A 25,586-nucleotide genomic window follows, 5' to 3' on the forward strand; every position below is an offset into this window, starting at 1 on the left:
GGTCAAACCCTAACGGGTGAGCCCGAGCGCCCCTGACAGTTCGGTCAGCGCCGCCATCGGCTTGTCCTCCCGGGACGGGCGCAGCACCTGAATCGCCACATGGTCGGCGCCGGCTTCGTGGTGTTCGCCGAGCCGCCGGGCGATCTGATCAGGGGTGCCGTAGGCCACCAGGGCGTCGATCAATCTGTCGCTACCGGGCTTGCGCACGTCGTCTTCGGTGAAGCCCAGCTTCAGCCAGTTGTTCACGTAGTTGCTCAGTCCCAGGTAGAAATCGATGAACTTGCGGCCCACCGCGCGGGCTTGCGCCGCATCGGTGGTGAGCACGACTTTGTGTTCGGGCGCCAGGAACACGGTGTTGCCGACCAACTGGCGGGCGGTGCCGGTGTGCTCGGGCGTGGTCAGATACGGATGGGCGCCGGCGCTACGCTGCGCGGCCAGGCGCAACATTCTGGGGCCCAGCGCCGCCAATACCCGCCTGCTGTCCGGCACCATCGCCTTGTCCAGGTCGTCGAGATAGGCCACCAGCGCGTCATAGGGTTTCTGATACTCCTGGGTGTGCTCGGGATGGCCTACCCCGACACCCAGCAGAAACCGGCCCGGGTGGGCGCTCTCGATCCGCTGATACGACGCCGCCACCTCATCGGCCGGCGCCGACCAGATATTGACGATTCCGGTCGCCAGCTGCAGTGATGTGGTCTGCTCCAAGGCGGGCTCGACCCAAGCCAGATCGGCGTCCGGTGATGCGCCGATCCAGGCCGCGCCGTAGCCGAGTGATTCGATCTGCCCGGCGAGTTCGGGGGTGATGGAGCGGCTACCCAGCCATACGCCGAACCGGCCCAGCTCGGGTTTGAGTGAAACTGCGTTGGTCATCTGGTTCCCCCGTGCCTGCTTGAAGCTCAGGCGCCGGCCAGCCCGAGCGGCCCGGCCAACTCGGCGAGCGCTGGTACCAGGTTCTCACTTTTGGTCAGGACTTGTACGGGGACGTGGTCGGCGCCGGCTTGCAGGTGTTCGTTGAGGCGCGCCGCGATGGCCGCGGGAGTGCCGTAGGCGACCACGGCGTCAACCAGGCGGTCACTGCCCGGGCGGGCGATGTCGCGCTCGCTGAAGCCCAGCCGCTTCCAGCTGTTCAGGTAGTTCGCCAGGTTGAGATAGATGTCGAGGGCCTTGCGCCCGACGGCACGCGCCCGTTGCGCGTCGGTGGTCAGCACCACTTTGTGTTCGGGAGCCAGAAACGCCGACGGGCCGATGAGTTCGCGGGCCGCGCCGGTGTGCTCCGGTGTGGTCAGGTAGGGGTGCGCGCCGGCACTGCGTCGCGCCGCGAGCCGCAGCACCCGCGGGCCCAGCGCCGCCACCACCCGTCGGTTGGCCGGCACCCCGTAGTCGTCGAGCCTGTTGAGGTACTCGATGAGGGCGTCCACCGCGTTGCCGGTGCTGTGGTACTCGGTGATCGCTTCCGGGTGGCCCACGCCGATTCCCGGCAGGAAACGGCCGGGGTAGGCGGCCTCGATGCGATGAAACGACTCGGCTACCGGCTTGGCGGGCGCCGACCAGATGTTGACGATGCCGGTGGCTACCTGCAGCGTGGTGGTGGCCGCCAGGATCGGTTCCACCCAGGCCAGTTCCGCCGGCGGTGACCCGCCGACCCAGACCGCGCCGTAGCCCAGCGCTTCGATGTCTCTGGCCTGGGCCGGGGTGACACCGCGGCCGAAGGATCCGAACCGGCCGAGGTTGGGCTTACCGGCAGCTGGATTCGCGGAAGATCTGGCGTCAGAGTCGGTCTCAGGGGCGGGCATGCTAGGTCCAACCGGCTGGGTCGGGGCGGCTATTCCGGCCCGGCTTTGTGGCGTTTTGCGCCGAGCGCGGCAGTGCGGGTATCGTGGGACGACGGTGCGACGTCTCGTGCCGACTCCTGGCGTGCCCAGTCCCGAAATTTCTCGGATCGTTTCGCGGAATTTCCACCACCGGCTCACGTTTTGCGGTCAGGACGGGTGCTGCGCCAAACCAGGTGCACGAACAAGAAGTGAGGATCGCCGGAAAGTAATGGCCAAGAAGGACGGTGCCATAGAGGTCGAGGGTCGCGTGGTCGAGCCCCTGCCTAATGCCATGTTTCGCATTGAGCTGGAGAACGGCCACAAGGTGCTCGCCCACATCAGCGGCAAGATGCGGCAGCACTACATCCGTATCCTGCCCGAGGATCGCGTGGTGGTGGAGTTGTCTCCCTACGACCTGTCCAGGGGCCGCATCGTGTACCGGTACAAATAGCCAAACCACCCAGAGAACAGGACCGAGACTGCCGTGAAGGTGAACCCGAGCGTCAAGCCGATCTGTGACAAGTGCAGGGTGATCCGTCGGCATGGGCGGGTCATGGTGATCTGCTCCGATCCGCGCCACAAGCAGCGGCAGGGGTAGACCAGGGCTAGCAGCAGCTAGCTAGCGCGAAGCGCAGACAACTGAATGCAGACCTCCCAGCACCAATGAGCGGCTGGCATCAATAGTGATGGGCCAGCTCATCCGCGCCCGGACGGAGGCTGGGCCCCGCAAACCTTGCGGGAACGGACTGGGATAAGACCTCCGCTGAGAAAAAGAGGAAACGCCACCTATGGCTCGACTAGTCGGCGTCGATCTACCGCGCGACAAGCGGATGGAGATCGCCCTGACCTACATCTACGGCGTCGGCCGTACCCGGTCGAACGAGATCTTGGCAGCTACGGGCATTGACCGTAACCTGCGCACTCGCGATCTCACTGACGACCAGCTGACGCACCTGCGTGACTACATCGAAGCGAACTTGAAGATCGAGGGTGACCTGCGCCGCGAGGTGCAGGCCGACATTCGTCGCAAGATCGAGATCGGCTGCTACCAGGGCCTGCGGCACCGCCGTGGTTTGCCGGTACGTGGCCAGCGCACCAAGACCAACGCGCGGACCCGTAAGGGCCCCAAGCGCACCATCGCAGGCAAGAAGAAGGCCAGGTAACCGATGCCACCGAAGAAAGCCAGCGGCACGGGCCCCAAGAAGGGCCAGAAGACCCGCCGCCGGGAAAAGAAGAACGTCCCGCACGGTGCCGCGCACATCAAGAGCACGTTCAACAACACGATCGTGACGATCACCGACCCGCAGGGCAACGTCATCGCCTGGGCGTCGTCGGGTCACGTCGGCTTCAAGGGATCCCGCAAGTCGACACCGTTCGCAGCGCAGCTGGCCGCCGAGAACGCCGCGCGCAAGGCCCAGGAGCACGGTGTCCGCAAGGTCGACGTGTTCGTGAAGGGGCCGGGTTCGGGCCGCGAGACCGCGATCCGGTCGCTGCAGGCCGCTGGCCTGGAGGTCGGTGCGATCTCCGATGTCACCCCGCAGCCGCACAACGGTGTCCGCCCGCCCAAGCGTCGGCGCGTCTAGGTCTAGGAGGACATACCAATGGCTCGTTACACCGGACCCGTCACCCGCAAGTCGCGCCGGCTGGGCACCGACCTCGTTGGTGGCGACCAGTCATTCGAAAAGCGTCCCTACCCGCCCGGCCAGCACGGCCGCGCCCGGATCAAGGACAGTGAATACCGCCAGCAGTTGCAGGAAAAGCAGAAGGCCCGCTTCACCTACGGCGTGATGGAAAAGCAGTTCCGCCGCTACTACGAAGAGGCCGTTCGCCACTCCGGCAAGACCGGTGAGGAGCTGCTGAAGATCCTGGAGAGCCGGCTCGACAACGTCGTATACCGGGCCGGGTTGGCACGTACCCGCCGGATGGCTCGTCAGCTGGTCAGCCACGGGCACTTCAGCGTCAACGGCGTGCACGTCAATGTGCCCAGCTACCGGGTTTCGCAGTACGACATCATCGATGTGCGGGACAACTCGCTCAACACGGCGCCGTTCCAGATTGCGCGCGAAACGGCGGGTGACCGTCCGATCCCGAGCTGGTTGCAGGTCGTGGGGGAGCGTCAGCGCATCCTGATCCACCAGCTGCCCGAGCGGGCACAGATCGAGGTCCCGCTCACCGAGCAGCTGATCGTCGAGTACTACTCGAAGTAAGCCCCGTCTTCCGTCGCTGCGGCCGCAGCGACGGATCACCTAACGGCATCAAATAGCGGGTGCCGAGAAGGAGAACAAGAACACCATGCTGATCTCTCAGCGGCCGACTCTGTCCGAGGAAGTCCTCACCGACAGCCGGTCCCAGTTCGTCATCGAACCGCTGGAACCCGGATTCGGCTACACCCTTGGCAACTCGCTGCGTCGTACGCTGCTGTCCTCGATTCCCGGGGCAGCCGTCACCAGCATCCGCATCGACGGCGTGCTGCACGAGTTCACCACGGTGCCCGGAGTCAAGGAAGATGTCACCGACATCATCCTGAACCTCAAGGCCCTGGTCGTTTCTTCGGAGGAAGACGAGCCGGTCACCATGTACCTGCGCAAGCAGGGGCCCGGTGAGGTCACCGCGGGCGACATCGTGCCGCCGGCCGGTGTCACGGTGCACAACCCCAACATGCGCATCGCCACCCTCAACGACAAGGGCAAGCTGGAGGTCGAGCTCGTCGTCGAGCGCGGCCGCGGTTACGTCCCGGCAGTGCAGAACCGGGCTTCGGGCGCCGAAATCGGCCGCATCCCGGTCGATTCCATCTACTCGCCGGTGCTCAAGGTCACCTACAAGGTGGACGCGACTCGTGTCGAGCAGCGCACCGACTTCGACAAGCTGATCCTCGATGTCGAGGCCAAGAATTCGATCACCCCGCGCGACGCGCTGGCATCTGCGGGCAAGACGCTCGTCGAATTGTTCGGTCTGGCACGTGAACTCAACGTCGAGGCCGAAGGTATCGAGATTGGGCCGTCGCCGGCCGAGGCCGACCACATCGCCTCGTTCGCACTGCCGATCGACGACCTGGATCTGACCGTGCGCTCGTACAACTGCCTCAAGCGCGAGGGCGTGCACACCGTCGGCGAACTGGTGTCGCGCACCGAGTCGGACTTACTCGACATCCGCAACTTCGGTCAGAAGTCGATCGATGAGGTCAAGGTCAAGCTGCACCAGCTGGGCCTGCCGCTCAAGGACAGCCCGCCGAGCTTCGACCCGTCTGAGGTCGCAGGCTACGACGTGGCCACCGGTACCTGGTCGACCGAGGGCGCCTACGACGACCAGGACTACGCCGAAACCGAACAGCTCTAACCAAGATCCGTCCCGGTCCTACCTGATACGGGGACCGGCCCCGAATAGGAGATAGCCGCAATGCCCAAGCCCACCAAAGGCCCTCGCCTCGGCGGGTCGTCCTCGCACCAGAAGGCGCTACTGGCCAACCTGGCCACCTCGCTGTTCGAGCACGGCCGAATCAAGACCACCGAGCCCAAGGCGCGGGCGTTGCGGCCGTACGCGGAGAAGCTGATCACCCACGCGAAGAAGGGTGCACTGCACAATCGGCGCGAGGTGCTCAAGAAGATCCGCGACAAGGACGTGGTGCACACCCTGTTCGCTGAGATCGGGCCGTTCTTTGCCGATCGTGAGGGCGGCTACACCCGCATCATCAAGGTCGAACCGCGCAAGGGCGACAACGCCCCGATGGCGGTGATCGAGTTGGTGCGGGAGAAGACGGTGACGTCTGAGGCCGACCGGGCACGACGGGTGAAAGCCTCCCAGGCCGCATCGCAGGACGCGCCTTCGGAGCCGCAGGCAGCCGAGGAGCCGGCGGCCGAGGAGGCGGTGGCCGCTACCGAAGCCGAGGCAGCGCCTGCCGACGCCGAGGCCACCGACGCCGAGGCCGGCTCCGCTGACACCGACGCTGACGAGGCACCGCAGAATTAGTGACGCAGTTCGTCTGCGCTTCGACATTGCCTACGACGGTACGGATTTCGCAGGCTGGGCGACGCAGACGGGGCAGCGTACGGTCGCTGGCGTCCTTGATGAGGCGCTGACGACGGTCCTGCGCACACCGGTGCGCCTGCGTGCCGCCGGGCGTACCGATGCGGGGGTCCACGCCACCGGCCAGGTGGCCCACGCCGATGTTCCAGTCGACGCGTTGCCGAACGCCTATTCGCGTTCGGCGCGCGCGGGCGATCCGGAATTCCTGCCGTTGGTGCGACGTTTGGCCCGCTTCTTGCCGGCTGATCTGCGTGTCCTCGATATCGCGCGTGCGCCAACGGCTTTCGATGCCCGATTTTCGGCACTTCGCCGCCATTATGTCTACCGCTTGTCGACGGCCCCCTACGGTGTCGAGCCGCAGCAGGCTCGCTATGTGACCGTATGGCCGCGGGAGCTGGACATCGATGCGATGACGGTGGCATCCCGAGAGTTATTGGGACTGCACAATTTTGCCGCGTTCTGCCGCCGTCGCGAGGGGGCTACCACCATCCGTGACCTGCAACGGCTGGACTGGTCGCGCAACGGGCACCTGGTCACCGCGCAGGTCAGCGCCGACGCGTTCTGCTGGTCGATGGTGCGTTCATTGGTGGGCGCGCTGCTGGCCGTGGGCGAACACCGGCGTACGCCAGATTGGTGTCGCGAGTTGCTCACCACTACCGCGCGTTCCAGTGACTTCGCGGCCGCACCGGCGCACGGTCTGGTCCTGGCCAAGGTGGACTATCCGCCCGATGACCAGCTCGCATCGCGGGTCTTGATTACCCGCGATCTGCGCTCGCGTACCGACTGACTTATTACGTATCGACTAGGTCCGGGCTGAGGCATCGGGCGGGAGTACCCCCTCGGCGGTGCCGTTCATTTCGGCCTGGAACCGGTGGTATTGCTCGAGGTGGCCGGGGCGGCGCCGGACGAGCGCCCAGCCGATCCCGAGGATCACGAACCACAGCGGGAACCACACCAATGCGGTCGCGGTTTCGGTTTCGGTGGTGAGCGTCCAGATCACGAATACGAAGAAGCCGAGTATGGCCCAGCACATCACCACGCCACCGGGCACCTTGTAAGCCGAATCGGCGTGGCGTTGTGCGTGTCGGCGCCGATAGACGAGGTAGCTGATCACGATCATCGTCCAGACGAACATGAACAGCAGCGACGAGATGGTGGTGATCAGGGTGAAGGCACCGATCACCGAACCGCCGGCGTAGAGCAGCGGGATGGCGGACAACAACAGCGCCGCGGTGAGGATCAGGGCCGGTGCCGGCACTCCGCGGCTATTGAGTCGACCGAAGATTCCCGGCGCGCTGCCCTCGTCGGCCAGGCCATAGAGCATGCGGCCGGTGGAGAACACGCCGGAGTTCGCCGAGGACGCGGCCGAGGTGATGACGACAAAGTTGACGACGGATGCGGCCGCGGCGAGTCCGGCCAAGGCGAACATGGTCACGAACGGCGACTCGCCACTGGCGAACCGTCGCCACGGGACGACGGAGAGAATCGCCAGCAGGGCCCCGATATAAAAGATCGCCACCCGCAGCGGGACGGCGTTGATCGCACGGGGGAGAGTGTGGCTGGGATCGGCGGCTTCCGCCGCGGCCGCACCCACCAGTTCCACTCCGATATAGGCGAAAAAGGCGATCTGAAACCCGCTCGCCAAACCGACGAACCCGGTTGGGAAGAACCCGCCGTCGTTCCAGAGATTCGCCAGGGCCGCCCGGTCGCCGTCGGGCGAGGTGAAGCCGGTGATGACCAAGATCGCGCCCACGGTGATGAGGCAGAGGATCGCCGCAACCTTGATCAGGGCGAACCAAAATTCCGTCTCGCCGAACTTGCTGACACCGAACATGTTAATCGAGAGCATGACGGCGATAGTGACCAGTGCCGGTGCCCAGGTGGGTACGTCCGGCCACCAGAACTTGCTACAGCCGGTGATGGCGACGAGATCGGCGATGCCCGCGACGATCCAGGCGAACCAGTACGACCAGCCCATGAAGTAGCCGGCCGCCGGGCCCAGAAGGTCGGCGGCACAGTCGACGAACGACTTGTAGTTCAAGTTCGACAACAGCAGCTCGCCCATCGCGCGCAGCACGAAGAAGACGAAAAACCCGATGACCGCGTAGACGACTATCACCGCCGGGCCGGCCAGCGAGATGGTGCGGCCGGACCCCATGAACAGGCCGGTGCCGATCGCCCCGCCAATGGCGATCAACTGAATGTGTCGGTTGGAAAGACCCCGATGAAGATGCGGCATTGATTCGGTGGGTTGGCAGGTAGCAACATCTTCAGGCATCAATGAGCGTCCTCATCAGATCGGGGCGGAGCGGTCGGGTTTATAGGCACCAGCCCCGTTGCGGTGCTGCACTGAGGCGTTATCCCCCGAATGGTGGACACGGCATCAGCCGACTGCGGGACGTCGAGGCGTGCTGGATGGGTGGGCGAGGGCCGGATCGGCGGCGGCGCCCGGAATCCGCGGGTGCTCAGTGATGTGGAATGGCCGGGGCAACCACCCAGACCCGGCGCTCGGGTGGCGGCTGCCCCATGCCCGAGATGTGTGCTCAACTCAGCCCGCCGACGGTGGGTGAGGCATGACGGTGAGGCGTACCCCGTAGCGGGGACCCGCACCCGCCGAACCTTCGCCTGGACCGGGCATCGGCACTCCGCCGATGACGTTGCCGCCCGCCTCCACGCTTTCCGGTTCGATCACGTCGCTGATGAATTTCGATGCGGTGGTGGGGCTTGTCGCCGGGGTGGCCCCTTCCCAGGTGTGGGGTACCGACAGCTTGCCGACCGTGCTGGCCTGAGCCAGACTCGCCGAAACCGGCCCAGCGCCCACCGCTTCGGCCGCACCCGTGGCGGCGACGGTGGCCGCTGGTGCGGCGGCCGCGGGGCCAATCGCCCCCGCCGTCTTGGCCGTTGCCGCGAAGAAACTGGTGATGCCGGCGCCAAAGAACGGCAGGCCGAGGGTGTCGTAGAAGAAATTTGCGAACGGCGCGTACCACTCCAAGAACCGCTCGATGGGGCCGGCCGTCGATGATGCGGCCGAGGCCAACGGCGACGTAAGGGCTTGCAGCACACCCGGTACCTCCGAGATCAGCCGTGACAAGGTGCTCTGTGCGGTACCGGCGGTGGTGGCGGCGGCCCGGGCGAGGGTGCCGGCTTGTGTCGCCGCCGCGGTCGGGCTGGTGGTTTGCGGCGGCGACACAAACGGTGTCACGGACGTGGCGGTTGCGCAGCTGGCGGCATAGGCATACATGGTCGCGGCATCCTGGGACCACATCTCGCCGTATTGGGCTTCCGCAGCGGCTATCGCGGCACTGTTTTGGCCCACCACGTTGGTTGAGATCAACCCGGTGAGTTCGGCGCGATTGGCGGCGATCTGTGGCGGCGGCACCGTTGCGGCGAAGGCGGCTTCGTACGCGCTGGCCGCTATGCGAGCCTTGCTTGCCGACTGCTCGGTCGCGGCGGCAGTGGCGCGCAGCCACGCGACATAGGGCCAGATGGAGTTGGCCATCGCTTCCGACGAAGGCTCGACCCAACCCTGGCTTTGCAGCCCGGAGATCACGGTCTCGTAGTCGTTGGCGGTAGCGCTCAACTCGGCGGCCAGGCCGCTCCACGCCGAGGCCACCGTCAACAAGGGTGACGAGCCGGGGCCGGAGTACATGCGAGCGGAGTTGATCTCTGGCGGCAGTATCCCAAAGTCCATTGCTATCAACTCCCTACCTGTGTGGCTGCCTGTGCCATCTGCTCTTCTCCTCGAAGCTTGGGTGCCTATCCGGCTTCCGGTGGGCGCAACATCACCGTCAGGCGGATGCCGTATCGGCGCCGAGCGAAGGTCGTTGCTCGGCTGTTGTCGCGCAGATTGGGAAGCAGGGCGTTGGGTGCTTGGGGGCGCCCGGGCGCGACGTCGATGCCAGAGATCGCGGCGCCCCCGGCGGTGGGTGCCGGTGCGGCGGTGGTCCAACTTGGCGGTACCGACATCGATCCGATGGTGTCCGCCCGCGCGAATACGGCCGAAACCGGCGTGGCGGCAACGGGTGCTGCCAGTTGTGCGGCCACGGCGGTCGATGCCGCGGCCGCGGCCGCGGCCGCGGACGGCGCCGCCGCAGCATCTGGCAAGAGTTGTTGGGCAAACAGGGTGCCCAACTGGAAGATTCCCGCGCCGAAATAGGCCAGGCCCCAGGTGTTGACCAAGGTGTTCCACTCCGCGGTCGAGAGGATGGGCAGCCAATGCCCGGCCGCGGCTAGCGACGACGAGACTTGGGTAAGCGCCTGGATTGCCGATGAGGAGGTCGCCGACGCCGCGGATTGGCTGGTCGCGGCGGCCTGTCCGGCCAATCCTGCCGGGTCGGTCGTGCGTGGTGGCCCGGGGAAGGCGGGTAGTGCCAGAAACGACGTCGAGGTGCTGGCGTAGCAGTACATCGCGGTGGCGTCATGCGCCCAGAACTCGGCGTACTCGGCTTCGGTAGCCGCGATCGACGGCGTGTTCTGCCCGAAGAAATTGGTTGCGATCAGCGCCAGCAACCGGACTCGGTTGACTGCAATCGCCGGCGGGGGCACGGTCATCGCGAAGGCCGCCTCATAGGCCGCCGCGGCGGCCCTGGCCTGCATGGCGGTCTGTTCGGCGCGCGTGGCCATCGTGGTCAACCAGGAGACGTACGGCGTGACCGCGGTAAGCATGGCCGCGGCGGCGGGCCCCGACCACGGCAAGCTCGTCAATTGGGTGATCACGCAGCTGTATCCGCATGCGGTGGCGCCCAACTCGGTGGCCAGCGCATCCCAGGCTCCCGCCGCGGCCAGCACTGGTCCAGATCCCGGACCGGCGTAGATGCGCCCGGAGTTGATCTCCGGCGACAGCGAGCCGAAATCAGAGAGGAGCACGGGGACGGACACGTAGCCGCCGGCGTCGACCGGCGAGGTGTCAACGACCACGAGATCCTCCTCAACAGCGGTGAGTGCAGCCTCCTGCGACATCGCCGTCGTCGGATCAACGGGAACTATTGATCACCCACAAGCAACAAGGCCCCGATTATATGACCAATAGAAACAATCGCCAAAGGCAAAAGTTCGGCACGATTTACTTGTGGCTCCACATCGTCGGGTTAGGGATGGGCTGACAAGACGTGTTCGGCCTGTTTGTCGGTGGACAGGCACAGCGAACAAACGTGAGCATCGTGGGTCTGGCAGGCCGCCATATCGGGTCGCTCGAAGTTCTGCCGGCAGACATGGCAATTCAGGTGCTCGGCGGACGGGTTGCCGTGCTCGTCGTACATGGGCAGCTCGATGCCGTCGTGGGTGCGTCGCAGGTAGTACTTGCCCTTGGTGGCAATGGCCAGAATCGGTGGCATCACCAAGGCGACGCTGATCGCCACCAACGGCGAGTACGGGCGCAGCGTCTCACCGAGGCCGCCGAAGAACGCGACGATCGAAAGGCCCGCTGCCAACAGCATCGACCCGAAGCCAACCGGGTTGATGGCATACAACATGCCGCGACGGAACTCCGGTGTCTTCGGCGACAGGCCGAGCAGGAACTTGTTGAAGACGATGTCAGATGCCACCGTCACCACCCAGGCCATGCCGCAGTTGGCGTAGAAGCCGAGGATTGTGTTGAGGAAGTCAAACATGTTGGCTTCCATCAGGATCAGGGCAATCGTGAGATTCACGCCGAGGAACATCACTCGCCCGGGGTAGTGCTTGGTGACGCGGGTGAATGAATTCGTCCAGGCCAGCGAACCCGAATACGCGTTCGTCGCGTTGATCTTGACCTGGCTGAGCACCACCAAGATCACCGCCAATGTCAGCGCCAGCCAACCCGGCATGAAGTTGCGGTAGATCTGCATGAATTGGCGGACCGGTTGATTGGCGAAATCGGCCGCACCGGCGACGTTGGAGAGCAGATAGACCGCCAGGAACAGGCCGATGATCTGTTTGGCCGCGCCGAAGATGACCCAGCCGGGCCCGGCCAGCAGCATCCAGGCCCACCACCGACGTGAGTTCTTGGGCGTCCGTGGCGGCATGAACCGCAAATAGTCGATCTGCTCCGCGATTTGAGCGATCAGCGCCAGGCATACGCCCGCCGCCATCAGTGCGGAGCCGATGCTGGCCGTGGCGCGACCGTCCTTGCCTGCGTAGGCGAAGAACTGCGCGACCGACTCGGGATGGCTGATCAAGAGGTAGCCGAACGGGGCCATCATCAGGATCAGCCACAGCGGCGTGGTCCAAAGTTGCAGCTGTGAAAGAACTTTCATGCCGTATATCACCAGCGGAAAGATCAGCAGCGTCGAGAAGGCATACCCCAGCCACAACGGAATGTGCAGACCCAGGTTCAGTCCCTGGGCCATGATCGAACCTTCGAGTGCAAAGAAGATGAAGGTGAACGTGGCAAAGATGACGTTGGTCACCACCGACCCGTAGTAGCCGAAACCGCTGCCACGGGTGATCAGATCCAAATCGATGTTGTAGCGGGCCGCGTAGTAGGCCAGGGGCAATCCGGTGGTGAAGACCACCGCGGCGAAGATGGCTATGCCCCAGAGGGCATTGGTGGTTCCCCACGTGATCCCGATATTGGCGCCGATCGCGAAGTCGGCCAGGTAGGCGATACCGCCCAGGGCGGAGATCCCGACGACCGCCGGCGACCACCGGCGGTAGCTGCGCGGCGCAAACCGCAGCGTGTAGTCCTCGAGGGTTTCCTTGGCCGCCGTGATTTCAGCAAGATCCGCAGGGGCTGAGGGTGATACCTGCGATACGTCGGTATCCTGCATCGATCCTCCTGGGCGCAATCGCCGGACAATGGTGCATCAGAATCGCCACGGCGCGCATCGCGCACTTGCCTTCGTGTACAGCGGCAAAGAGAACCTTCGTTGGCGCGTTCGGTACGCCTCGTTGAGGTTCAGCGTGATCGTAACCCTGGTCGCAGGGGTCTGCCACCGGAAGCGTTCCGGTACAGGCAAGCCCAAGGGCTTGCCCAGTCGCCTCACAAGCGCGCTGAATCGGCTCGGCCGATTCGCGAGTGGGGCTGATTCAGATCCGGCCTGCGACGAAACTGGCGGCTTTGTTGGTCAGGCCCGGAACGTAGCCGGTGTGGGCCTTCCACTGGTCGCCGTCCGAGCAGATCGGGTCGCCGGTGTTGCACAGGTTGAGGATCTTGCCGCCGAAGTGCGGGCTCAGCGCCGTCATCAATCCACCCGCTCGGCCCGATGGGTTCCCGAACAGGGTGACCGCGGCCACGTGCTGGGCGGCTTGGGCCGGCAGCGGCTGGGTGAAGCCAAGGCCGGGAAGGGGTGCGGCGGTAACGATGTTGATGACCGCGGCACCCTGGGAATAACCACCGGGCACCAGTTTGGTGTTGGGGCATTCATTCGTCATCTGCTGGACGTGGTCGCTGGCGTCGTTGGCGCCGTCGGCGGCCGCCAGGAAGTCCTTGTTGGCGGGGTAGTTCACCGCGTACGCGCCGATGCTCTGGTCGGTCTTCTGCCGTAGCGAGGCCACCATGGCGTTGCCCACCCGGCCGAGACCGGGTGGTTCGCCGGTGCCCCTGGCGAAAACCACCTGGACATCGGGGCAGGCCGCGGCTGCCTTAGGCGCCAATGGAAACGCGAGCAATACCGCGCACGCCGCAATCGTGGTGGCCACCAACCCGGCACAGCGCCGTGCGAGTCGTGTTCGGCCGCGACCCGAGCGCGCCCACTTCTGTGCGTCCAGGGGAAATAGCCACATGGCGCAATTTTACGGGCTTGCTGACAGTGGGTCAGTGAGCGCCGACGAGGGTGCCTGTCGCCCCGACTGGGGTTCCGGGCGATGCCGTAGCGGGTCCGGGGGCCTGCGGAGCGGGGCCGGGCGCCCGCGGCACGGGCCCAGGCAACTGGACCACCGGTGCCATCGACGATGCGGCCAGCTTGGCCGCAACGAAACTCGCCGCTTGGGTGGTGTAGGTGGGGACGTAACCGTCGGTGTGCCCGTTCCAATCGTTGCCGGGGCCGGAGTGACAGATCGGGTCACTGGGGTTGCACAGGTCGATGGACTTGGAACCCAGCAACGAACTCTGGGTGGTCAATGATCCGCCGGAGCGGTTGGCCACGTTGCCGAACACCGCGACCGCCGCGATGTTGTCCGCGTACTGGGCGGGCAGCTCGTTGCCAAAGCTGATGCCGGCCAACGGGACTCCGGCCACGATGTCGATCACGTCGGCGCCCTGTGAATAGCCGCCCAGCACGATCTTGGTGTTGGGGCAGGAGGAGGCCATCGATTTGACGTGTGAAATCACGTCATTGGCTCCGTCGCCGCCGTGCAGCTGCAAACGGCTGGCGGGGTAGTTCACCGCGTACACACCGATGTTCTTGCCGGTCTGCTGGCGCAACGAGTCCACGAAGGCCTCACCCACCCGGCCGATGCCGGGTGGCTCGCTGGTTCCGCGTGCGAACACGACTTCGGCGTCGGGGCAGTCCGCTGCGGACGCCGACGGGATGGCGGTTCCAGTGATGCTGGGGGGCGGCCAACAGGCCGGTCGCGGTGACCAGAGCGCCGGCCAGCACGGCCAATGGGTGCTTGTTCACGCCGAAATTTTACCCGCAATCGGACTTCGTAAAACCTCGAACGAATCGGGCCCCGGCCCGGGCCTGTGGATGAACGCAAAGAATGTCGCGTTCACCTGCCTAGCGTGGCGGTGTGGATGCGGGGGATTCTCGGGGCTGGCCGCCTGGCCGGCCGACGACGTGGCTGCAGGTCAGCGCCTACCGCTTTCTGGTCCGGCGCCTCGAGTGCGCGTTGCTGCGCGGGGGTCTGGACCCGGCCGACGGGCGCCCGCGGGCGTCCGCGGTGTCATTGGCGGCGGGCTGCGTGCTTTCGGTCGTCGTCCTCGTGGGCTGTGTGATCAGCGCTTTGCTGCGGCCGCAGGTCGGGCTGGGCGATGCCCAGATCGTGGTGGGCCGCGAATCCGGCGCGCTGTATGTGCGCGTGGGCGATACCTGGCATCCGGTGCTCAACCTGGCCTCGGCCCGTTTGATCGCCGGGACCGGCGCCAACCCAAAACCGGTGCGCGAGGCGGAGGTGATCCGCGCCAAACGTGGCCCGCTGCTGGGCATCCCGGGGGCACCTCAGTTCGTTGGCCAGTCGCTGCCGGTGCAGGAGTCGGCGTGGACGATCTGCGACACCGACCGTGGTGCGGCGACCACCCTGTTGGTGGGGCGTCCGGCCCAGCAGTCGGTTCGTCGCCTTGTCGCCGAGCAGACCATTCTGGTGGCGACCGAGTCGGGTTCGCCGGCGTATCTGCTCTACGACGGGCATCGGGCCGTGGTCGATCTGGCCGATCCCACGGTTCGGCGGGCGCTGCGGCTGGAAGGCCGGACCCCCTACCGCGTCTCGCGGTCGTTGCTGAGCGCGGTGCCGGAAGTTCCGCCGATCAGCGTGTTGCGGATCGGCCATGCGGGCGAACCGGCGCTGGCCGGGAAACTCGGTTTCTCGGTCGGCACTGTGCTGAGTATCACAGCGGGGGGTGGCGCTGCGTACTACGTGGTGTTGGCGCAGGGCGTGCAGCGGATCGGCCAGGTCGCCGCTGACTTGCTGCGTTTCAGCGACTCGCAGGGGGCGGCCAACGCGATCGCGGTGGCCCCCGACGTGATCCGTGCCGCGCCCATCGTTGAGACGTTGCCGGTCACCGGGTATCCCGACACGGTGTCCGAACCGCTGGACGCCGGCGTCACCACGTTGTGCCTGAGTTGGGTGAGCAGGCACGCAAGTCGCCCCGACGTCGCGTTTCTGGCCGGCGACGGTCTGCCCGTGCCCGCTGGGGCGAGGGCGCTGCCCCTGGTCCAGGCCGACGGGCGCGGCCCCGCGCTGGACGCCGTCTACCTGCCGCCGGGCCGCAGCGCCTATGTGACATCGCGCGGGCTCTCCGGTTCGGGTGCCCCCTGGGCCGGCGCTACCTCGTCACCGATGCCGGAGTGCGGTATCTGATTCACGACGAGGACACGGCGCGTCACCTAGGGCTGTTGACTCCGACGGCGGCGCCGTGGCCGATGTTGGCGACATTGCCGGAGGGGCCGGAACTGAGCGGGGCGAGCGCGTCAGTCGCCTACGACGTCGTCGCGGTGGATCCGCCGGTGCCGGCTCCCGGACCGGCCACCGAATGCCCGGGAGGCCAATGCCGCCAGCAACCCCATCAAGCAGATCGCTGATCCGCTCAATGCGGTAATCCGGGCCCGGCGATCCGGTTGGGTGGGCGGCGTGGTGACCGGCGCGGCTGGGGTCGGCGAACCTGGCTGGGCCGGAGCCGGCTGCACGGCGGGGTCGCTGCTCACCGCCGCCAGCACATCGACGGTGCCGTTGCCGACGAAGGGATCCCAGCCATGGGGCGGATGATGGGCGGTCGAGATGATCCGCGCCATGACTTGGCGCGCGGTCAACGCTGGAAACCGAGCGCGAATCAGCGCGGCCAGTCCGCTGACCACGGGAGCGGCGTAGCTGGTGCCCGACAGCGGTCGGAAGCCACCGTGGTCGTCAAGGCCGTTCACGGTTCCGTCGCCGACGGGGTTGAGCGAGGTCACGTTCTCGCCGCCGGCGGCGACGTCGACCCAGGGTGAGGGCAGGGTGAACGCCGAGGGCTCCCCGTTGGCATTGACCGAACCGACGGTCAGCACGTAGTTGTCGTACCAGGCGGGGCTGACGACGACGGTCGCGGTATCCCGGGATGTCTCGGGGCGCTGGGATGGGCACTGGGCGGCACCGCCGGTGTTTCCGGCCGCGGCCACGATGACGGCATTCTTCACATCGACGGCGTACGCCAAAGCCGCGCCGAGGGCTCGGTCATCGGGTGGGCTCTCGGCCGCAACACAGGCAATCGTCGAAATGTTGATGACCGATGCGCCCAGATCGGCAGCCGTGCGAACGGCTCGGGCCATGGTGTCGACGTCGCCGACTCCGGTGCTGGAGCGGTTGCCGACGGGGGAGAACTTGGCGCTGGACTGGCGGATGCCGATCACCGTGGCATCGGGAGCCACACCGCTGAATTGGTCTGTCGCGGAGTCAGGTGCGGCGGCGATGATGCCGGCGACGATGGTGCCGTGCGCATCGCAATCCTGGGTGCCGTCTCCGGTGAAGACATAGTCGCCTCCCGCCACCAGGTGTGCCAGCCGTCGGTGGTGTGCCACCCCGGTGTCGATCACGGCCACCCGCTGACCGGATCCGCGAGTGAGCCGCCACGCTTCGGGTAGGTCGAGGCCGGCGAGTTGGGCGGCGGCCTCGGGTCGCTCGGGTGCCCAGGTAGCCGCCGCACACACCTCGCGCTGCTGGGTGCGGCTGGGCGGGCCCGGCGGCGCGGGTTGCGGCAACCATCTTTCGTCCACCGGGGGTGGTGTCACCGCGTGCGCCGCCGGCATGGCGCACCAGCACGGTGCGGCGAGCGCACACGCCGCCAGCAGGTGTCCGAATCGCGAGGTCATGTCCACGTCAGTCCCAGGCCACCAACGGCGCTGAAGACACCGCAGGTCCAGCAGGCCAGCGGCAGCAGGCTGGCCGATGCGCTGAACTCCAGCGCATCGATGAGTCGACAAGCGATGGGCGAAGGCGGCCGGGTGGGCGCGATGAACCCCAGATGCAGCGCCAGGGCGGTCAATGCCGCGGTCAGGATGGCGATCCACGGCCCGTGCTGGGCGAGGCCGGGGGCCGCGACAGCGAATGCGGCTGTGCCCGCGACATATCCGGCGATCAAAAACATCAACCGGGACCTCCCGTCGACCTGCGCGCGCGCACGTAGCAACAACACCGCGCCGGTGACCGCGGTGAGTCCGATGGCGCGCTGACTGCCAAGCACGGCGACGACGGCGCCCAGGGCCGCAGCCGATGAGAATCCGCCATGCAGGCCGTTCAACCAGCGATCGGCCCGGATGGCCCTGGTCGCCAACAGATCCGGGGCCGCCAACTCGGGTGCTTCTTCGGACCCGGGCGCTGCGGGAAGCTTTGGGGACAAACCTGCCACGACCATCGACATGCGGGCCGACACTTCCAGCGCAACCAGGGCGGCCAACGTGGTCAATGAACCGACGACATACAACGCGGCGCCAGTGATCACACCGCATAGCGCGGCCGCGGCGATGACGATCGCGCAGCACATGACGGCGGTGAAGGTGACCCCACCACAACCGGTCAGCCGGATCGCCAGCGCCGCGGCGACCGACGCTCCCATCGCGGCGAGCATCAGATTCGGCACACCCAGCCGACCGGGAACCGCCAGCAGTGCGCCGACCGCCACGAACGTCGTGGCGATGACGTTCAGCGTGAACACCGCCGTAGGCTCCCGGCCGGTCCGTCGCGTCATGCCGGCGACGAGCAAGGCCAGGACGCCGGACGTGATCGCCACGACCGCGGTTGCCGCGCCGTGGCGGTCGGTGTTGCCCAGCGCGTCGCGAACCAGCAGCACGGCGCCGACCCCGCCAACCCCACCCGCGGTCAGCGCGCCGGTGAGTTCCTTGGCGCGCCGCGACGGCGGCCGGGTGCTACCGCGAAGCGTTGCCAGTACCGCCTCAGCGTCGTCATCATGCGGCCCGGGTGCCGGCTCGGCGCTGCAACGGCTCAACGACAAGACGGTGCCGTCTCGAATGCCGCTTTGCGCCAAAGACTTTGACGGCGGGAGCGCCCCCGCGCCCAGTGGACACAACTGATAGCGCGTGGGCGCCGCGCCGATATCGCGGCCGCCCAGACTCTCGACGATGGCGGGGATCAACTCGGCGACGGGGAGTGCCGCCGGTAGCGAAAGATCGACGACAGCAGTCCCGGAATGCACGGCGACACGGCACAATCCCGGTTCGGATCCAGACAACATCGGGCCCCCTGACAGGTGGATCACTGGCACGCTAGTTCGCCTCCGGCGCCGTCGTATCCGGTTGTGCACAGGCGACTTGCCGGCGCTCGGGCCGCTGCCTAGCGTCGTCGCACTGTGACCGAGGACCTCGTGGTTGCCGCACCACCGGAGCTGGCCCAGACAACGTCGACCGGTCCGCTGCTGCGCCTGGTGCCCCTGGCCATGTCGATCGCCACCTTGATTGCCATGGCAGCGACCTATGTCTCGGGCGCCCCGAGCGCGCGCAACCCAACGATGTTGATCCTCCCGGCGACGATGTCGCTGTCGCTGATGGTGATGGCGGTCAGCGCACGCGGTCGGCGCCGGGGTGCCGGGCTCGACCAAGACCGGGTGGGGTATCTGCAATATCTGAGCGAGCTTCGGCAACGCGTCACCGAAATCGCGGCAGCCCAGCGAATATCGTCGAACCGAACCCATCCCGAACCCGACACCGTGTGGACGTTGATTGGCGGCTCCCGGATGTGGGAGCGCCGGCCCGCGGATGCCGATTTCTGCCGAATCCGCATTGGCCTTGGAACCCAGCCGCTGGCCACTCGCCTGGTGGCCGCGCCGCTGCCACCCCCGCACCGATCGGATCCGGTCACCGTCAGCGCGCTGCGCCGCTTCCTCGAGGCCCACGCGCGGGTTACCGATGTCCCGATCGCCATCGCGCTACACGGCGCCGGTGTGGTGACCATCGGCGGCGACCCGGCGCGGGTACGGGCGCTGCTTCGGGCGATGGTGTGCCAAATGGCTGTGTTGCACGGTCCAGATCAGCTGCTGGTCGCCGCGGTGGTCAGCGACCGCAACCGGCCGGGGTGGGAGTGGCTGAAATGGTTGCCGCACAACCAGCATCCGAGTCACCACGACGAGGTGGGGGCCGAAAGAATGGTGTACCCCAACATCACGCAAGCCAGCGCCGCCTTCGATGCCGTGGCGCTGCCGGTCATGGTGATCGTCGACACCGACGAACACGGCAAGCAGTTGCCGGCCGGTGTCACCGTCCTCGAGGTGGGGCGCGGACCCGACGGCACGCAGGTGGTGGTCAAGCGGGCCGGAGAAACGACGACGTTGACGCGGCCCGACGAGTTGGATCAGGTCAGCGCATTGGTATGTGCCCGCCTATTGGCGCCGCACCGTTGCGGTGACCGCGCCGGCGGTCACCCCGGCGACTGGGCGAGGATGCTGGGCATCGGCGAAATCGCCACCTATCACCCGGTAAGCCACTGGCACAAGCGGAATCAACGCGAACGGCTTTGCGTGCCGATCGGCGCGACCGCGGACGGATCACCCGTGCTGCTGGACATCAAGGAGCCCGCGGCGCGGGGGATGGGGCCACATGGGCTCTGCATCGGGGCCACCGGATCGGGAAAGTCCGAGCTGCTGCGCACCGTCGCGCCGGGCATGATGGTGCGCAACTCGCCAGAGGTACTGAATCTACTGCTGATCGACTTCAAGGGCGGCGCTACATTTCTCGACCTGGAAAAGGCGCCGCACGTGGCCGCGGTCATCACCAATCTCGCCGACCAAGCGCTGCTGGTCGCGAGGATGGGGGAGGCGCTGGCCGGCGAGATGAACCGGCGCCAACACCTGTTGCGGACGGCCGGAAATTTCGTCAGCGTCGCGGCCTACGAGGATGCCCGCCGCCGTGGCGCCGGCCTGGCCGCGCTGCCGACGCTTTTCATCATCGTCGACGAGTTCGCCGAACTGCTCAGTCAGCATCCCGATTTCGCCGAGGTCTTCGTCGCCATTGGTCGGCTGGGCCGATCACTGGGGATGCACCTGTTACTGGCCAGCCAGCGGCTCGAGGAGGGGCGATTGCGTGGACTCGAAGCCCACCTGTCCTATCGCGTGTGCCTCAAGACCCTGTCCGCCATCGAGTCACGGACCGCCCTGGGAACGCTGGACGCCTTTGAGCTGCCCAACACCCCCGGCTCCGGCCTGTTGTCTTCTCCCACCGCAGAGCTGACCCGGTTCGAAACGGCGTTTGTATCGGGACCGGTTCCGGCGGGCCTGCCCGATGCCGATTCTCTGGCGCTACCTGCCGCGGTGCGGCCGTTCACCTCCGAAGCCACCGGAGACGTCAGGACGGGCGGCGCTGACGGCGCGGATACCGCAACCGGGCCAACCGTTCTGCAGACCGTGCTGGACCGGATCGCTGGCCACGGGCCGCGCGCGCATCAGGTCTGGCTGCCACCGTTGGACCGGGCGCCCGCGCTGGCGTCGCTGTTGAGCGACGGTGCGGCAGAGCACGCTGAACTGGCCGTGCCGATCGGGGTGGTGGACCGGCCGTTCGATCAGTCCCGCACACCCCTGACCATCGACCTCACCGCGGCCGCGGGCAATGTCGCGGTCGTGGGCGCGCCGCAGTCGGGAAAGTCCACCACGCTGAGCACGCTGATAACCGCATTGGCGGCCACCCACGACCCGGACCTGGTGCAGTTCTACTGTCTGAACTTCGGTGGCGGCGCCCTGGCCGCGGTCCGCGACCTGCCCCACGTCGGTGCGGTCGCCGGCCGGGGTGAACCGGACCTGATCCGGGGCATCGTCGCCGAACTCGAGTCTTGCCTGAGGACCCGCGAGTCGCTCTTTGGTGAGCAGGGCATCGACTCGATCGCCGCGTATCGCCGGCTCCGGGCCGATTCAGGCGCCCAGCGGCTCGCCGACCTGTTTGTGGTGATCGATGGTTGGGCCACGCTGTGCCATGAGTTCGAAGAGCTGCAGGAACCGATCACTGCGCTGGCGGGGCAAGGACTTTCCTACGGCCTGCACGTGGTGGTCTCCGCGACGCGCTGGGCTCACCTCAGGGGGTCACTGAAGGATCAGCTGGGCACCCGGATCGAGCTGCGCCTGGGGGATCCCGCTGATTCCGAGGTGGATCGCCGAGGCGCGCGCCAGGTACCCCGGGACCGGCCGGGCCGCGGCCTGTGCGACGACGGGATGCACATGATGATCGCATTGCCCAATGTCGCTGAAGTCGTTGTGAGTCAACAACATGCCGGCTCGGGGGCGCCTGCGGTCCCGCTGTTGCCGCAGCGGGTTGAGCATCGCGACGTGGTCGAGGCCGCGGGTGCGGCCCTATCCGGGCGGATCCTCCTGGGTCTGCAGCAGCGCCGGCTACAACCGGTCGCGGTCGATTTCGAACACCACGCCCATCTGCTGATACTCGGTGACAATGCGTGCGGAAAATCCAGCGCGTTGCGCACCCTGTGCCGCGAGATCACCCGGACCAAGACCGCTGCGCAGGCACGGCTTTTCCTGGTGGACTTCCGGCGGGAACTGCTCGGTCTCAGCGAGTCCGAGTACCTGGGCGGCCATGCGATAGCTGCGGGGGGATTGGGTGCATTCCTGCCGGGGCTGGTCGAATTGCTGCGGGCCCGGATGCCGGCCCCGCACCTGAGCCAGGTTCGGTTGCGCGACCGGTCGTGGTGGTCTGGGCCGGAGATCTACCTGATGGTCGACGACTACGACCTGGTATGCACATCGTCCAGCAATCCACTGCTGGCGCTGCTCGAATACCTGCCTTACGCAACCGATCTCGGATTGCATCTGATCGTGGCCAGGCGCAGCGGGGGAGCCACACGGGCCCTGTTCGAGCCGCTGCTCGCCGCGCTGCGAGATTTCGGCTGCATGGCGCTGATGATGAGCGGACGTTGCGATGAGGGACCATTGTTCGGCTCCGGTCGGCCGATGCCCTTGCCGCCCGGCCGCGCCGTCCTGGTCACCCGGGCCGGTGACGAGCGGCTGGTCCAAGTGGCCTGGACTGAGCCCGGATGAACGCGCACCGCGCCATGATCGAGGCGGGCCCGCAGGCAATCCGCCGACTGTGTTGTGGCACCGAGACTGTCGCTGACATCGAGGTGTGCGCGGCCGCGCTGGCTGCCATCGACGACCCGGTGGCGTTGGTGGGTGACCGGCCGGTCCAGGTGTGGTCCCTTTGGTCGACCACCCTGCGTCGCCTGGCCGAAGGCCATCGCGCCGGCATGATCGTTGTGCATCCGTCGTGGTGGTCGGCGGCGCGCGTCGCCGTGGTTACCCGCGCCGCCCGGGCCGCGGGCGACGAAGCCGATGACACACACGTTGACCGCGCAGCCCAGGTCTGGCTGCGACCGCGGTCCTGGCTGTTGCGGCGGGCCACAACCGAGGCCACCGTCGTGGTCGAGATCGCCGATCGGTTGGTTGCGGTCGTCGGCGAGCATCGAACCGCGGTGCCGCGTCGCGCCGAGCCCGAACGCACCGCCGAAGAGGTCGCCGCCGCCGTTGACGCGATGACGCCGGGCATCCGGACAGCGGTGGTCATCGACGCGCCGGGCGCGGTTGCCGGGGCATCCGAGCTTGGGGCATCGATCTGCGCCGCCCTGGTCGGCGGCCAGCGCATCGCGCAGGTCAACGATCCGCGACTGATCGGATTGGCGAGGTCGGCGACCACGGAGCCGGTGTTGGGGTCCGCTCCAGCACCGCCGCACCGGAGCATCACGAGATTGGCGGGCCCAGCGGTGGCCGGCATCGGCGCGACCGTTGTGGCCGTCCTCATGGTGGCGGGTCTTGCCCGGCCGGACCGGCGCGCGGTGTCCGCGGTTGCGGCAACGCCGACGACGGTTTTGGTGGAGGGCCACGTCGCGGTCGCGATTCCCACGGGCTGGCCGACGCAGCGTGTGATTGGGGGACCCGGGTCAATGCGGGTACAGATCACCTCGCCGGCAGATCCCGAGGTAGCCCTGCACGTGACCCAATCGCCGGTGCCGGGGGAGACGCTTGCGGGCACCGCGGAGCGGCTGAAACGGGCGATCGACGCCGAACCCGCCGGTGTGTTCGTCGACTTCGATCCCTCCGGTGTCAGCGCCGGCCGGCCTGCGGTGACCTACCGGGAGGTGCGTACCGGGCACGACGTGCGATGGACGGTGGTGCTGGACGCGGCGGTACGGATCAGCATTGGATGCCAAAGCCGAACCGGCGCGGCCGAGGCCATTCGCGAGGTGTGTGAACGGGCCGTGCGATCCGCGCACGCGGTCCACTGATCCGGGCACGGTGGGCGGCATCCGGGTGGAACCAAATCGGCCTGCCGCCGGTCTTAAGGGGTATGAGTAGTCCGGCAGGTGCCAATCCGTTCACTACGTCTACTGCGTCGAACACGTTGAGTGCCGACTTCGACCTGATGCGCACGGTCGCCGCCACCACCGACGCCCGCAACGAAGAAATCCGGGCGCTGCTGCAGGCGTTCATCGGCCGCATGAACGATGTGCCCGCCTCAGTGTGGGGTGGTGTGGCGGCGGTGCGATTCAAACACGCGATGGATCGATGGGGTGCAGAGTCGACACGGCTCTACCACGCCCTGCACACGATCGCTGAGACCATTCGGCACAACGAGGCCCTGCTGCGTGAGGCCGGCCAGAACCACGCACACCACATCGGCGCCGCCGGCGCGGACCTGTGATCGGAGGGATTCGCCGTGGACCCTGTCCTATCGTACAACTTTGACGCGATCGAGCACACGGTTCGCCAAGAGATTCACATCACTTCGATGCGTTTCAACGCCGCACTCGAGCAGCTGCGGTCACAGATCGCACCGCTGCAGCAGCTGTGGTCCCGAGAGGCGGCGGCCGCGTATCAAACCGAGCAGTTCAAATGGCATCAAGCGGCCGCTGCGCTCAACCAGATCCTGGTCGAGCTGGGTAACGCCGTCCGTGACGGCGCCGACGAGGTCGCCGGCGCCGGCCGCCGCGCGGCCGGCGGATGGGCCCGCTAGCCACGCCATCTGACCCCGCGGCACCCGACAGACCCTGTGTGGTCCCCACGGAGGAGAGCCGTGGGGGCCACACAGTCATTTTGACCTGCGGGGATGCGCGTCGGTAAGCTGCTCGGTTGGCGTGCGGGTACGCCGGGGCCTCGGGTCAATGCCGGTCGCCGAGACAGCCCCTCCGTGAACGCCTGACCGGCACCCGGGTCACACCGGGATCCACCCGAGAGAAGAGAAGGTAAGCGCTGTGCCTACATACGCGCCCAAGGCGGGTGACACCACGAGATCGTGGTACGTCATCGACGCCACGGACGTGGTGCTTGGCCGCCTTGCCGTCGCAGCAGCCAACCTGCTGCGTGGCAAGCACAAGCCGACGTTCGCGCCCAATGTCGACGGCGGTGACTTCGTCATCGTCATCAATGCCGACAAAGTCGCCATCAGCAACGAGAAGCTGCGTAACAAGATGGCCTACAGCCACTCGGGGTATCCCGGCGGTCTGCGCAAACGTTCGATCGGCGAGCTGATGGAAAAGCACCCCGACCGCGTCGTGGAAAAGGCGATCGTCGGCATGCTGCCCAAGAACAAGCTCAGTCGGCAGATTCAGAGCAAGCTTCGCGTCTATGCCGGTCCGGAGCACCCACACACCGCGCAGCAGCCGGTTCCGTTCGAGATCAAGCAGGTGGCGCAATGACCGAAACCACCCCAGAAGTGGAAGTCGCTGTCGAGGCTGAAGTGACTTACAGCGAATCGTTCGTGTTCGAGCGGCCCATCCAGACCGTCGGGCGTCGCAAGGAAGCCGTGGTGCGGGTGCGCCTGGTGCCCGGAAGCGGCAAGTTCGACCTCAACGGGCGCAGCCTCGAGGCTTACTTCCCGAACAAGGTCCACCAGCAGCTCATCAAGGCTCCGCTGGTCACCGTCGACCGGCTGGAGAGCTACGACATCTTTGCGCTGCTGCACGGCGGCGGCCCCTCGGGTCAAGCCGGCGCGCTGCGGCTGGGTATCGCCCGGGCATTGATCGTGGCAAACCCGGAGGACCGGCCCGCGCTGAAGAAGGCTGGCTTCCTCACCCGTGACCCGCGTGCTACCGAGCGCAAGAAGTACGGCCTGAAGAAGGCCCGCAAGGCGCCTCAGTACAGCAAGCGCTGATCAACGATCACTTTCTGGCCGCGACCGTGCAACGTTGTGCGTTGTTTTCGGT

General features: G+C 66.8%; 23 protein-coding genes and 2 pseudogenes. 15 read left to right on the forward strand and 10 right to left on the reverse strand.

Features of this window, described 5'->3' with window-relative positions; all coding sequences use genetic code 11:
• Window positions 1-9: 9 nt before the first annotated feature.
• The gene (locus tag MPSD_RS06065; RefSeq protein ID WP_015354709.1) at window positions 10-870 is read right to left on the reverse strand and encodes an LLM class F420-dependent oxidoreductase; all 861 of its coding nucleotides are present in this window, start codon (window positions 868-870) and stop codon (window positions 10-12) included.
• A gap of 26 nt (window positions 871-896) precedes the next feature.
• A complete protein-coding gene (locus MPSD_RS06070; RefSeq protein ID WP_117421004.1) occupies window positions 897-1,793 on the reverse strand; it encodes an LLM class F420-dependent oxidoreductase in 897 nt (298 codons plus the stop codon).
• 247 nt (window positions 1,794-2,040) lie between these two features.
• Between MPSD_RS06070 and infA the strand changes: the two genes are divergently transcribed.
• The 8 genes from infA to truA all read left to right on the forward strand — a co-directional run bounded on the left by infA (window position 2,041) and on the right by truA (window position 6,621).
• The gene (gene infA, locus MPSD_RS06075; protein WP_003418601.1) at window positions 2,041-2,262 is read left to right on the forward strand and encodes a translation initiation factor IF-1; all 222 of its coding nucleotides are present in this window, start codon (window positions 2,041-2,043) and stop codon (window positions 2,260-2,262) included.
• A 33-nt stretch (window positions 2,263-2,295) separates the two neighbouring features.
• Window positions 2,296-2,409, forward strand: coding sequence for a 50S ribosomal protein L36 (rpmJ, locus tag MPSD_RS06080; protein WP_003879483.1), 114 nt, complete (start codon window positions 2,296-2,298; stop codon window positions 2,407-2,409).
• A gap of 190 nt (window positions 2,410-2,599) precedes the next feature.
• On the forward strand, window positions 2,600-2,974 hold the full coding sequence (gene rpsM, locus MPSD_RS06085) for a 30S ribosomal protein S13 (RefSeq protein ID WP_011739106.1): 375 nt from the start codon (window positions 2,600-2,602) through the stop codon (window positions 2,972-2,974).
• 3 nt (window positions 2,975-2,977) lie between these two features.
• Complete coding sequence (rpsK, locus tag MPSD_RS06090; protein ID WP_011739107.1) at window positions 2,978-3,394, forward strand: 30S ribosomal protein S11; 417 nt, start codon at window positions 2,978-2,980, stop codon at window positions 3,392-3,394.
• An 18-nt stretch (window positions 3,395-3,412) separates the two neighbouring features.
• Window positions 3,413-4,018: a 30S ribosomal protein S4 gene (gene rpsD / locus MPSD_RS06095; protein WP_020788531.1), complete on the forward strand. Its 606-nt coding sequence runs from the start codon at window positions 3,413-3,415 to the stop codon at window positions 4,016-4,018.
• Between the two features lie 85 nt (window positions 4,019-4,103).
• Window positions 4,104-5,147: a DNA-directed RNA polymerase subunit alpha gene (locus tag MPSD_RS06100; protein WP_086084775.1), complete on the forward strand. Its 1,044-nt coding sequence runs from the start codon at window positions 4,104-4,106 to the stop codon at window positions 5,145-5,147.
• A 60-nt stretch (window positions 5,148-5,207) separates the two neighbouring features.
• Complete coding sequence (rplQ, locus tag MPSD_RS06105) at window positions 5,208-5,777, forward strand: 50S ribosomal protein L17 (protein ID WP_011739110.1); 570 nt, start codon at window positions 5,208-5,210, stop codon at window positions 5,775-5,777.
• Complete coding sequence (gene truA, locus MPSD_RS06110; protein ID WP_369797364.1) at window positions 5,704-6,621, forward strand: tRNA pseudouridine(38-40) synthase TruA; 918 nt, start codon at window positions 5,704-5,706, stop codon at window positions 6,619-6,621. Before rplQ ends, truA begins: the two co-directional genes overlap by 74 nt.
• Window positions 6,622-6,636: 15 nt before the next feature.
• Here truA and MPSD_RS06115 read toward each other — a convergent pair whose 3' ends face one another.
• The 6 genes and pseudogenes from MPSD_RS06115 to MPSD_RS06140 all read right to left on the reverse strand — a co-directional run bounded on the left by MPSD_RS06115 (window position 6,637) and on the right by MPSD_RS06140 (window position 14,371).
• Window positions 6,637-8,112 carry an amino acid permease gene (locus tag MPSD_RS06115; RefSeq protein WP_086084776.1) on the reverse strand — a complete coding sequence of 492 codons (1,476 nt, stop codon included), beginning with the start codon at window positions 8,110-8,112 and terminating at the stop codon, window positions 6,637-6,639.
• A gap of 270 nt (window positions 8,113-8,382) precedes the next feature.
• Window positions 8,383-9,525, reverse strand: a complete 1,143-nt coding sequence (locus MPSD_RS06120; RefSeq protein ID WP_086084777.1) for a PPE family protein — start codon at window positions 9,523-9,525, stop codon at window positions 8,383-8,385.
• Window positions 9,526-9,590: 65 nt separating this feature from the next.
• Window positions 9,591-10,751: a PPE family protein gene (locus MPSD_RS06125; RefSeq protein WP_086084787.1), complete on the reverse strand. Its 1,161-nt coding sequence runs from the start codon at window positions 10,749-10,751 to the stop codon at window positions 9,591-9,593.
• Between the two features lie 170 nt (window positions 10,752-10,921).
• Complete coding sequence (locus MPSD_RS06130; RefSeq protein ID WP_086084778.1) at window positions 10,922-12,580, reverse strand: purine-cytosine permease family protein; 1,659 nt, start codon at window positions 12,578-12,580, stop codon at window positions 10,922-10,924.
• Between the two features lie 259 nt (window positions 12,581-12,839).
• Window positions 12,840-13,535, reverse strand: a complete 696-nt coding sequence (locus tag MPSD_RS06135; RefSeq protein ID WP_036426885.1) for a cutinase family protein — start codon at window positions 13,533-13,535, stop codon at window positions 12,840-12,842.
• Between the two features lie 31 nt (window positions 13,536-13,566).
• Window positions 13,567-14,371: pseudogene (locus tag MPSD_RS06140) on the reverse strand (cutinase family protein).
• 112 nt (window positions 14,372-14,483) lie between these two features.
• On the opposite strand from MPSD_RS06140, the pseudogene eccB reads away from it, so the two are divergent.
• A pseudogene (eccB, locus tag MPSD_RS06145) lies at window positions 14,484-15,991 on the forward strand (type VII secretion protein EccB).
• On the opposite strand, the gene mycP4 reads toward eccB, so the two are convergent.
• Both mycP4 and eccD read right to left on the reverse strand, forming a co-directional pair.
• The gene (gene mycP4, locus MPSD_RS06150; protein ID WP_036426882.1) at window positions 15,881-17,254 is read right to left on the reverse strand and encodes a type VII secretion system ESX-4 serine protease mycosin MycP4; all 1,374 of its coding nucleotides are present in this window, start codon (window positions 17,252-17,254) and stop codon (window positions 15,881-15,883) included. The pseudogene eccB and the gene mycP4 overlap by 111 nt on opposite strands.
• On the reverse strand, window positions 17,251-18,633 hold the full coding sequence (gene eccD, locus MPSD_RS06155; RefSeq protein WP_174524054.1) for a type VII secretion integral membrane protein EccD: 1,383 nt from the start codon (window positions 18,631-18,633) through the stop codon (window positions 17,251-17,253). Before eccD ends, mycP4 begins: the two co-directional genes overlap by 4 nt.
• 114 nt (window positions 18,634-18,747) lie before the next feature.
• Here eccD and eccCa point away from each other — a divergent pair, with 114 nt between their 5' ends.
• The 6 genes from eccCa to rpsI all read left to right on the forward strand — a co-directional run bounded on the left by eccCa (window position 18,748) and on the right by rpsI (window position 25,534).
• Window positions 18,748-22,428: a type VII secretion protein EccCa gene (gene eccCa / locus MPSD_RS06160; protein ID WP_086084781.1), complete on the forward strand. Its 3,681-nt coding sequence runs from the start codon at window positions 18,748-18,750 to the stop codon at window positions 22,426-22,428.
• Entirely contained in the window at window positions 22,425-23,669 is a 1,245-nt protein-coding gene (locus tag MPSD_RS06165) for a type VII secretion-associated protein (protein ID WP_020788519.1), read from the forward strand. The genes eccCa and MPSD_RS06165 overlap by 4 nt, the downstream gene beginning before the upstream one ends.
• Before the next feature lie 62 nt (window positions 23,670-23,731).
• The gene (locus tag MPSD_RS06170) at window positions 23,732-24,085 is read left to right on the forward strand and encodes a WXG100 family type VII secretion target (protein WP_012392991.1); all 354 of its coding nucleotides are present in this window, start codon (window positions 23,732-23,734) and stop codon (window positions 24,083-24,085) included.
• 15 nt (window positions 24,086-24,100) lie between these two features.
• Entirely contained in the window at window positions 24,101-24,397 is a 297-nt protein-coding gene (locus MPSD_RS06175) for a WXG100 family type VII secretion target (RefSeq protein WP_020788518.1), read from the forward strand.
• Between the two features lie 238 nt (window positions 24,398-24,635).
• A complete protein-coding gene (rplM, locus tag MPSD_RS06180; RefSeq protein WP_012392993.1) occupies window positions 24,636-25,079 on the forward strand; it encodes a 50S ribosomal protein L13 in 444 nt (147 codons plus the stop codon).
• Complete coding sequence (gene rpsI / locus MPSD_RS06185) at window positions 25,076-25,534, forward strand: 30S ribosomal protein S9 (RefSeq protein ID WP_012392994.1); 459 nt, start codon at window positions 25,076-25,078, stop codon at window positions 25,532-25,534. The genes rplM and rpsI overlap by 4 nt, the downstream gene beginning before the upstream one ends.
• The last annotated feature ends 52 nt before the right edge of the window (window positions 25,535-25,586 follow it).

The sequence above is a fragment of the Mycobacterium pseudoshottsii JCM 15466 genome (assembly GCF_003584745.1).
Lineage (GTDB): Bacteria > Actinomycetota > Actinomycetes > Mycobacteriales > Mycobacteriaceae > Mycobacterium > Mycobacterium marinum.

Bases quoted from the DNA above. Each gene is read 5' to 3' on its own strand.
- MPSD_RS06120 (WP_086084777.1), bottom strand. From the start codon at position 9,525: ATGGACTTTGGGATACTGCCGCCAGAGATCAACTCCGCTCGCATGTAC.
- rpsD (WP_020788531.1), top strand. From the start codon at position 3,413: ATGGCTCGTTACACCGGACCCGTCACCCGCAAGTCGCGCCGGCTGGGC.
- MPSD_RS06115 (WP_086084776.1), bottom strand. From the start codon at position 8,112: ATGCCTGAAGATGTTGCTACCTGCCAACCCACCGAATCAATGCCGCAT.
- eccD (WP_174524054.1), bottom strand. From the start codon at position 18,633: ATGTTGTCTGGATCCGAACCGGGATTGTGCCGTGTCGCCGTGCATTCC.
- rpsM (WP_011739106.1), top strand. From the start codon at position 2,600: ATGGCTCGACTAGTCGGCGTCGATCTACCGCGCGACAAGCGGATGGAG.
- MPSD_RS06135 (WP_036426885.1), bottom strand. From the start codon at position 13,535: ATGTGGCTATTTCCCCTGGACGCACAGAAGTGGGCGCGCTCGGGTCGC.
- MPSD_RS06065 (WP_015354709.1), bottom strand. From the start codon at position 870: ATGACCAACGCAGTTTCACTCAAACCCGAGCTGGGCCGGTTCGGCGTA.
- rpsK (WP_011739107.1), top strand. From the start codon at position 2,978: ATGCCACCGAAGAAAGCCAGCGGCACGGGCCCCAAGAAGGGCCAGAAG.
- infA (WP_003418601.1), top strand. From the start codon at position 2,041: ATGGCCAAGAAGGACGGTGCCATAGAGGTCGAGGGTCGCGTGGTCGAG.
- MPSD_RS06165 (WP_020788519.1), top strand. From the start codon at position 22,425: ATGAACGCGCACCGCGCCATGATCGAGGCGGGCCCGCAGGCAATCCGC.
- MPSD_RS06130 (WP_086084778.1), bottom strand. From the start codon at position 12,580: ATGCAGGATACCGACGTATCGCAGGTATCACCCTCAGCCCCTGCGGAT.
- MPSD_RS06100 (WP_086084775.1), top strand. From the start codon at position 4,104: ATGCTGATCTCTCAGCGGCCGACTCTGTCCGAGGAAGTCCTCACCGAC.
- rpsI (WP_012392994.1), top strand. From the start codon at position 25,076: ATGACCGAAACCACCCCAGAAGTGGAAGTCGCTGTCGAGGCTGAAGTG.
- rplQ (WP_011739110.1), top strand. From the start codon at position 5,208: ATGCCCAAGCCCACCAAAGGCCCTCGCCTCGGCGGGTCGTCCTCGCAC.
- mycP4 (WP_036426882.1), bottom strand. From the start codon at position 17,254: ATGACCTCGCGATTCGGACACCTGCTGGCGGCGTGTGCGCTCGCCGCA.
- MPSD_RS06170 (WP_012392991.1), top strand. From the start codon at position 23,732: ATGAGTAGTCCGGCAGGTGCCAATCCGTTCACTACGTCTACTGCGTCG.
- MPSD_RS06070 (WP_117421004.1), bottom strand. From the start codon at position 1,793: ATGCCCGCCCCTGAGACCGACTCTGACGCCAGATCTTCCGCGAATCCA.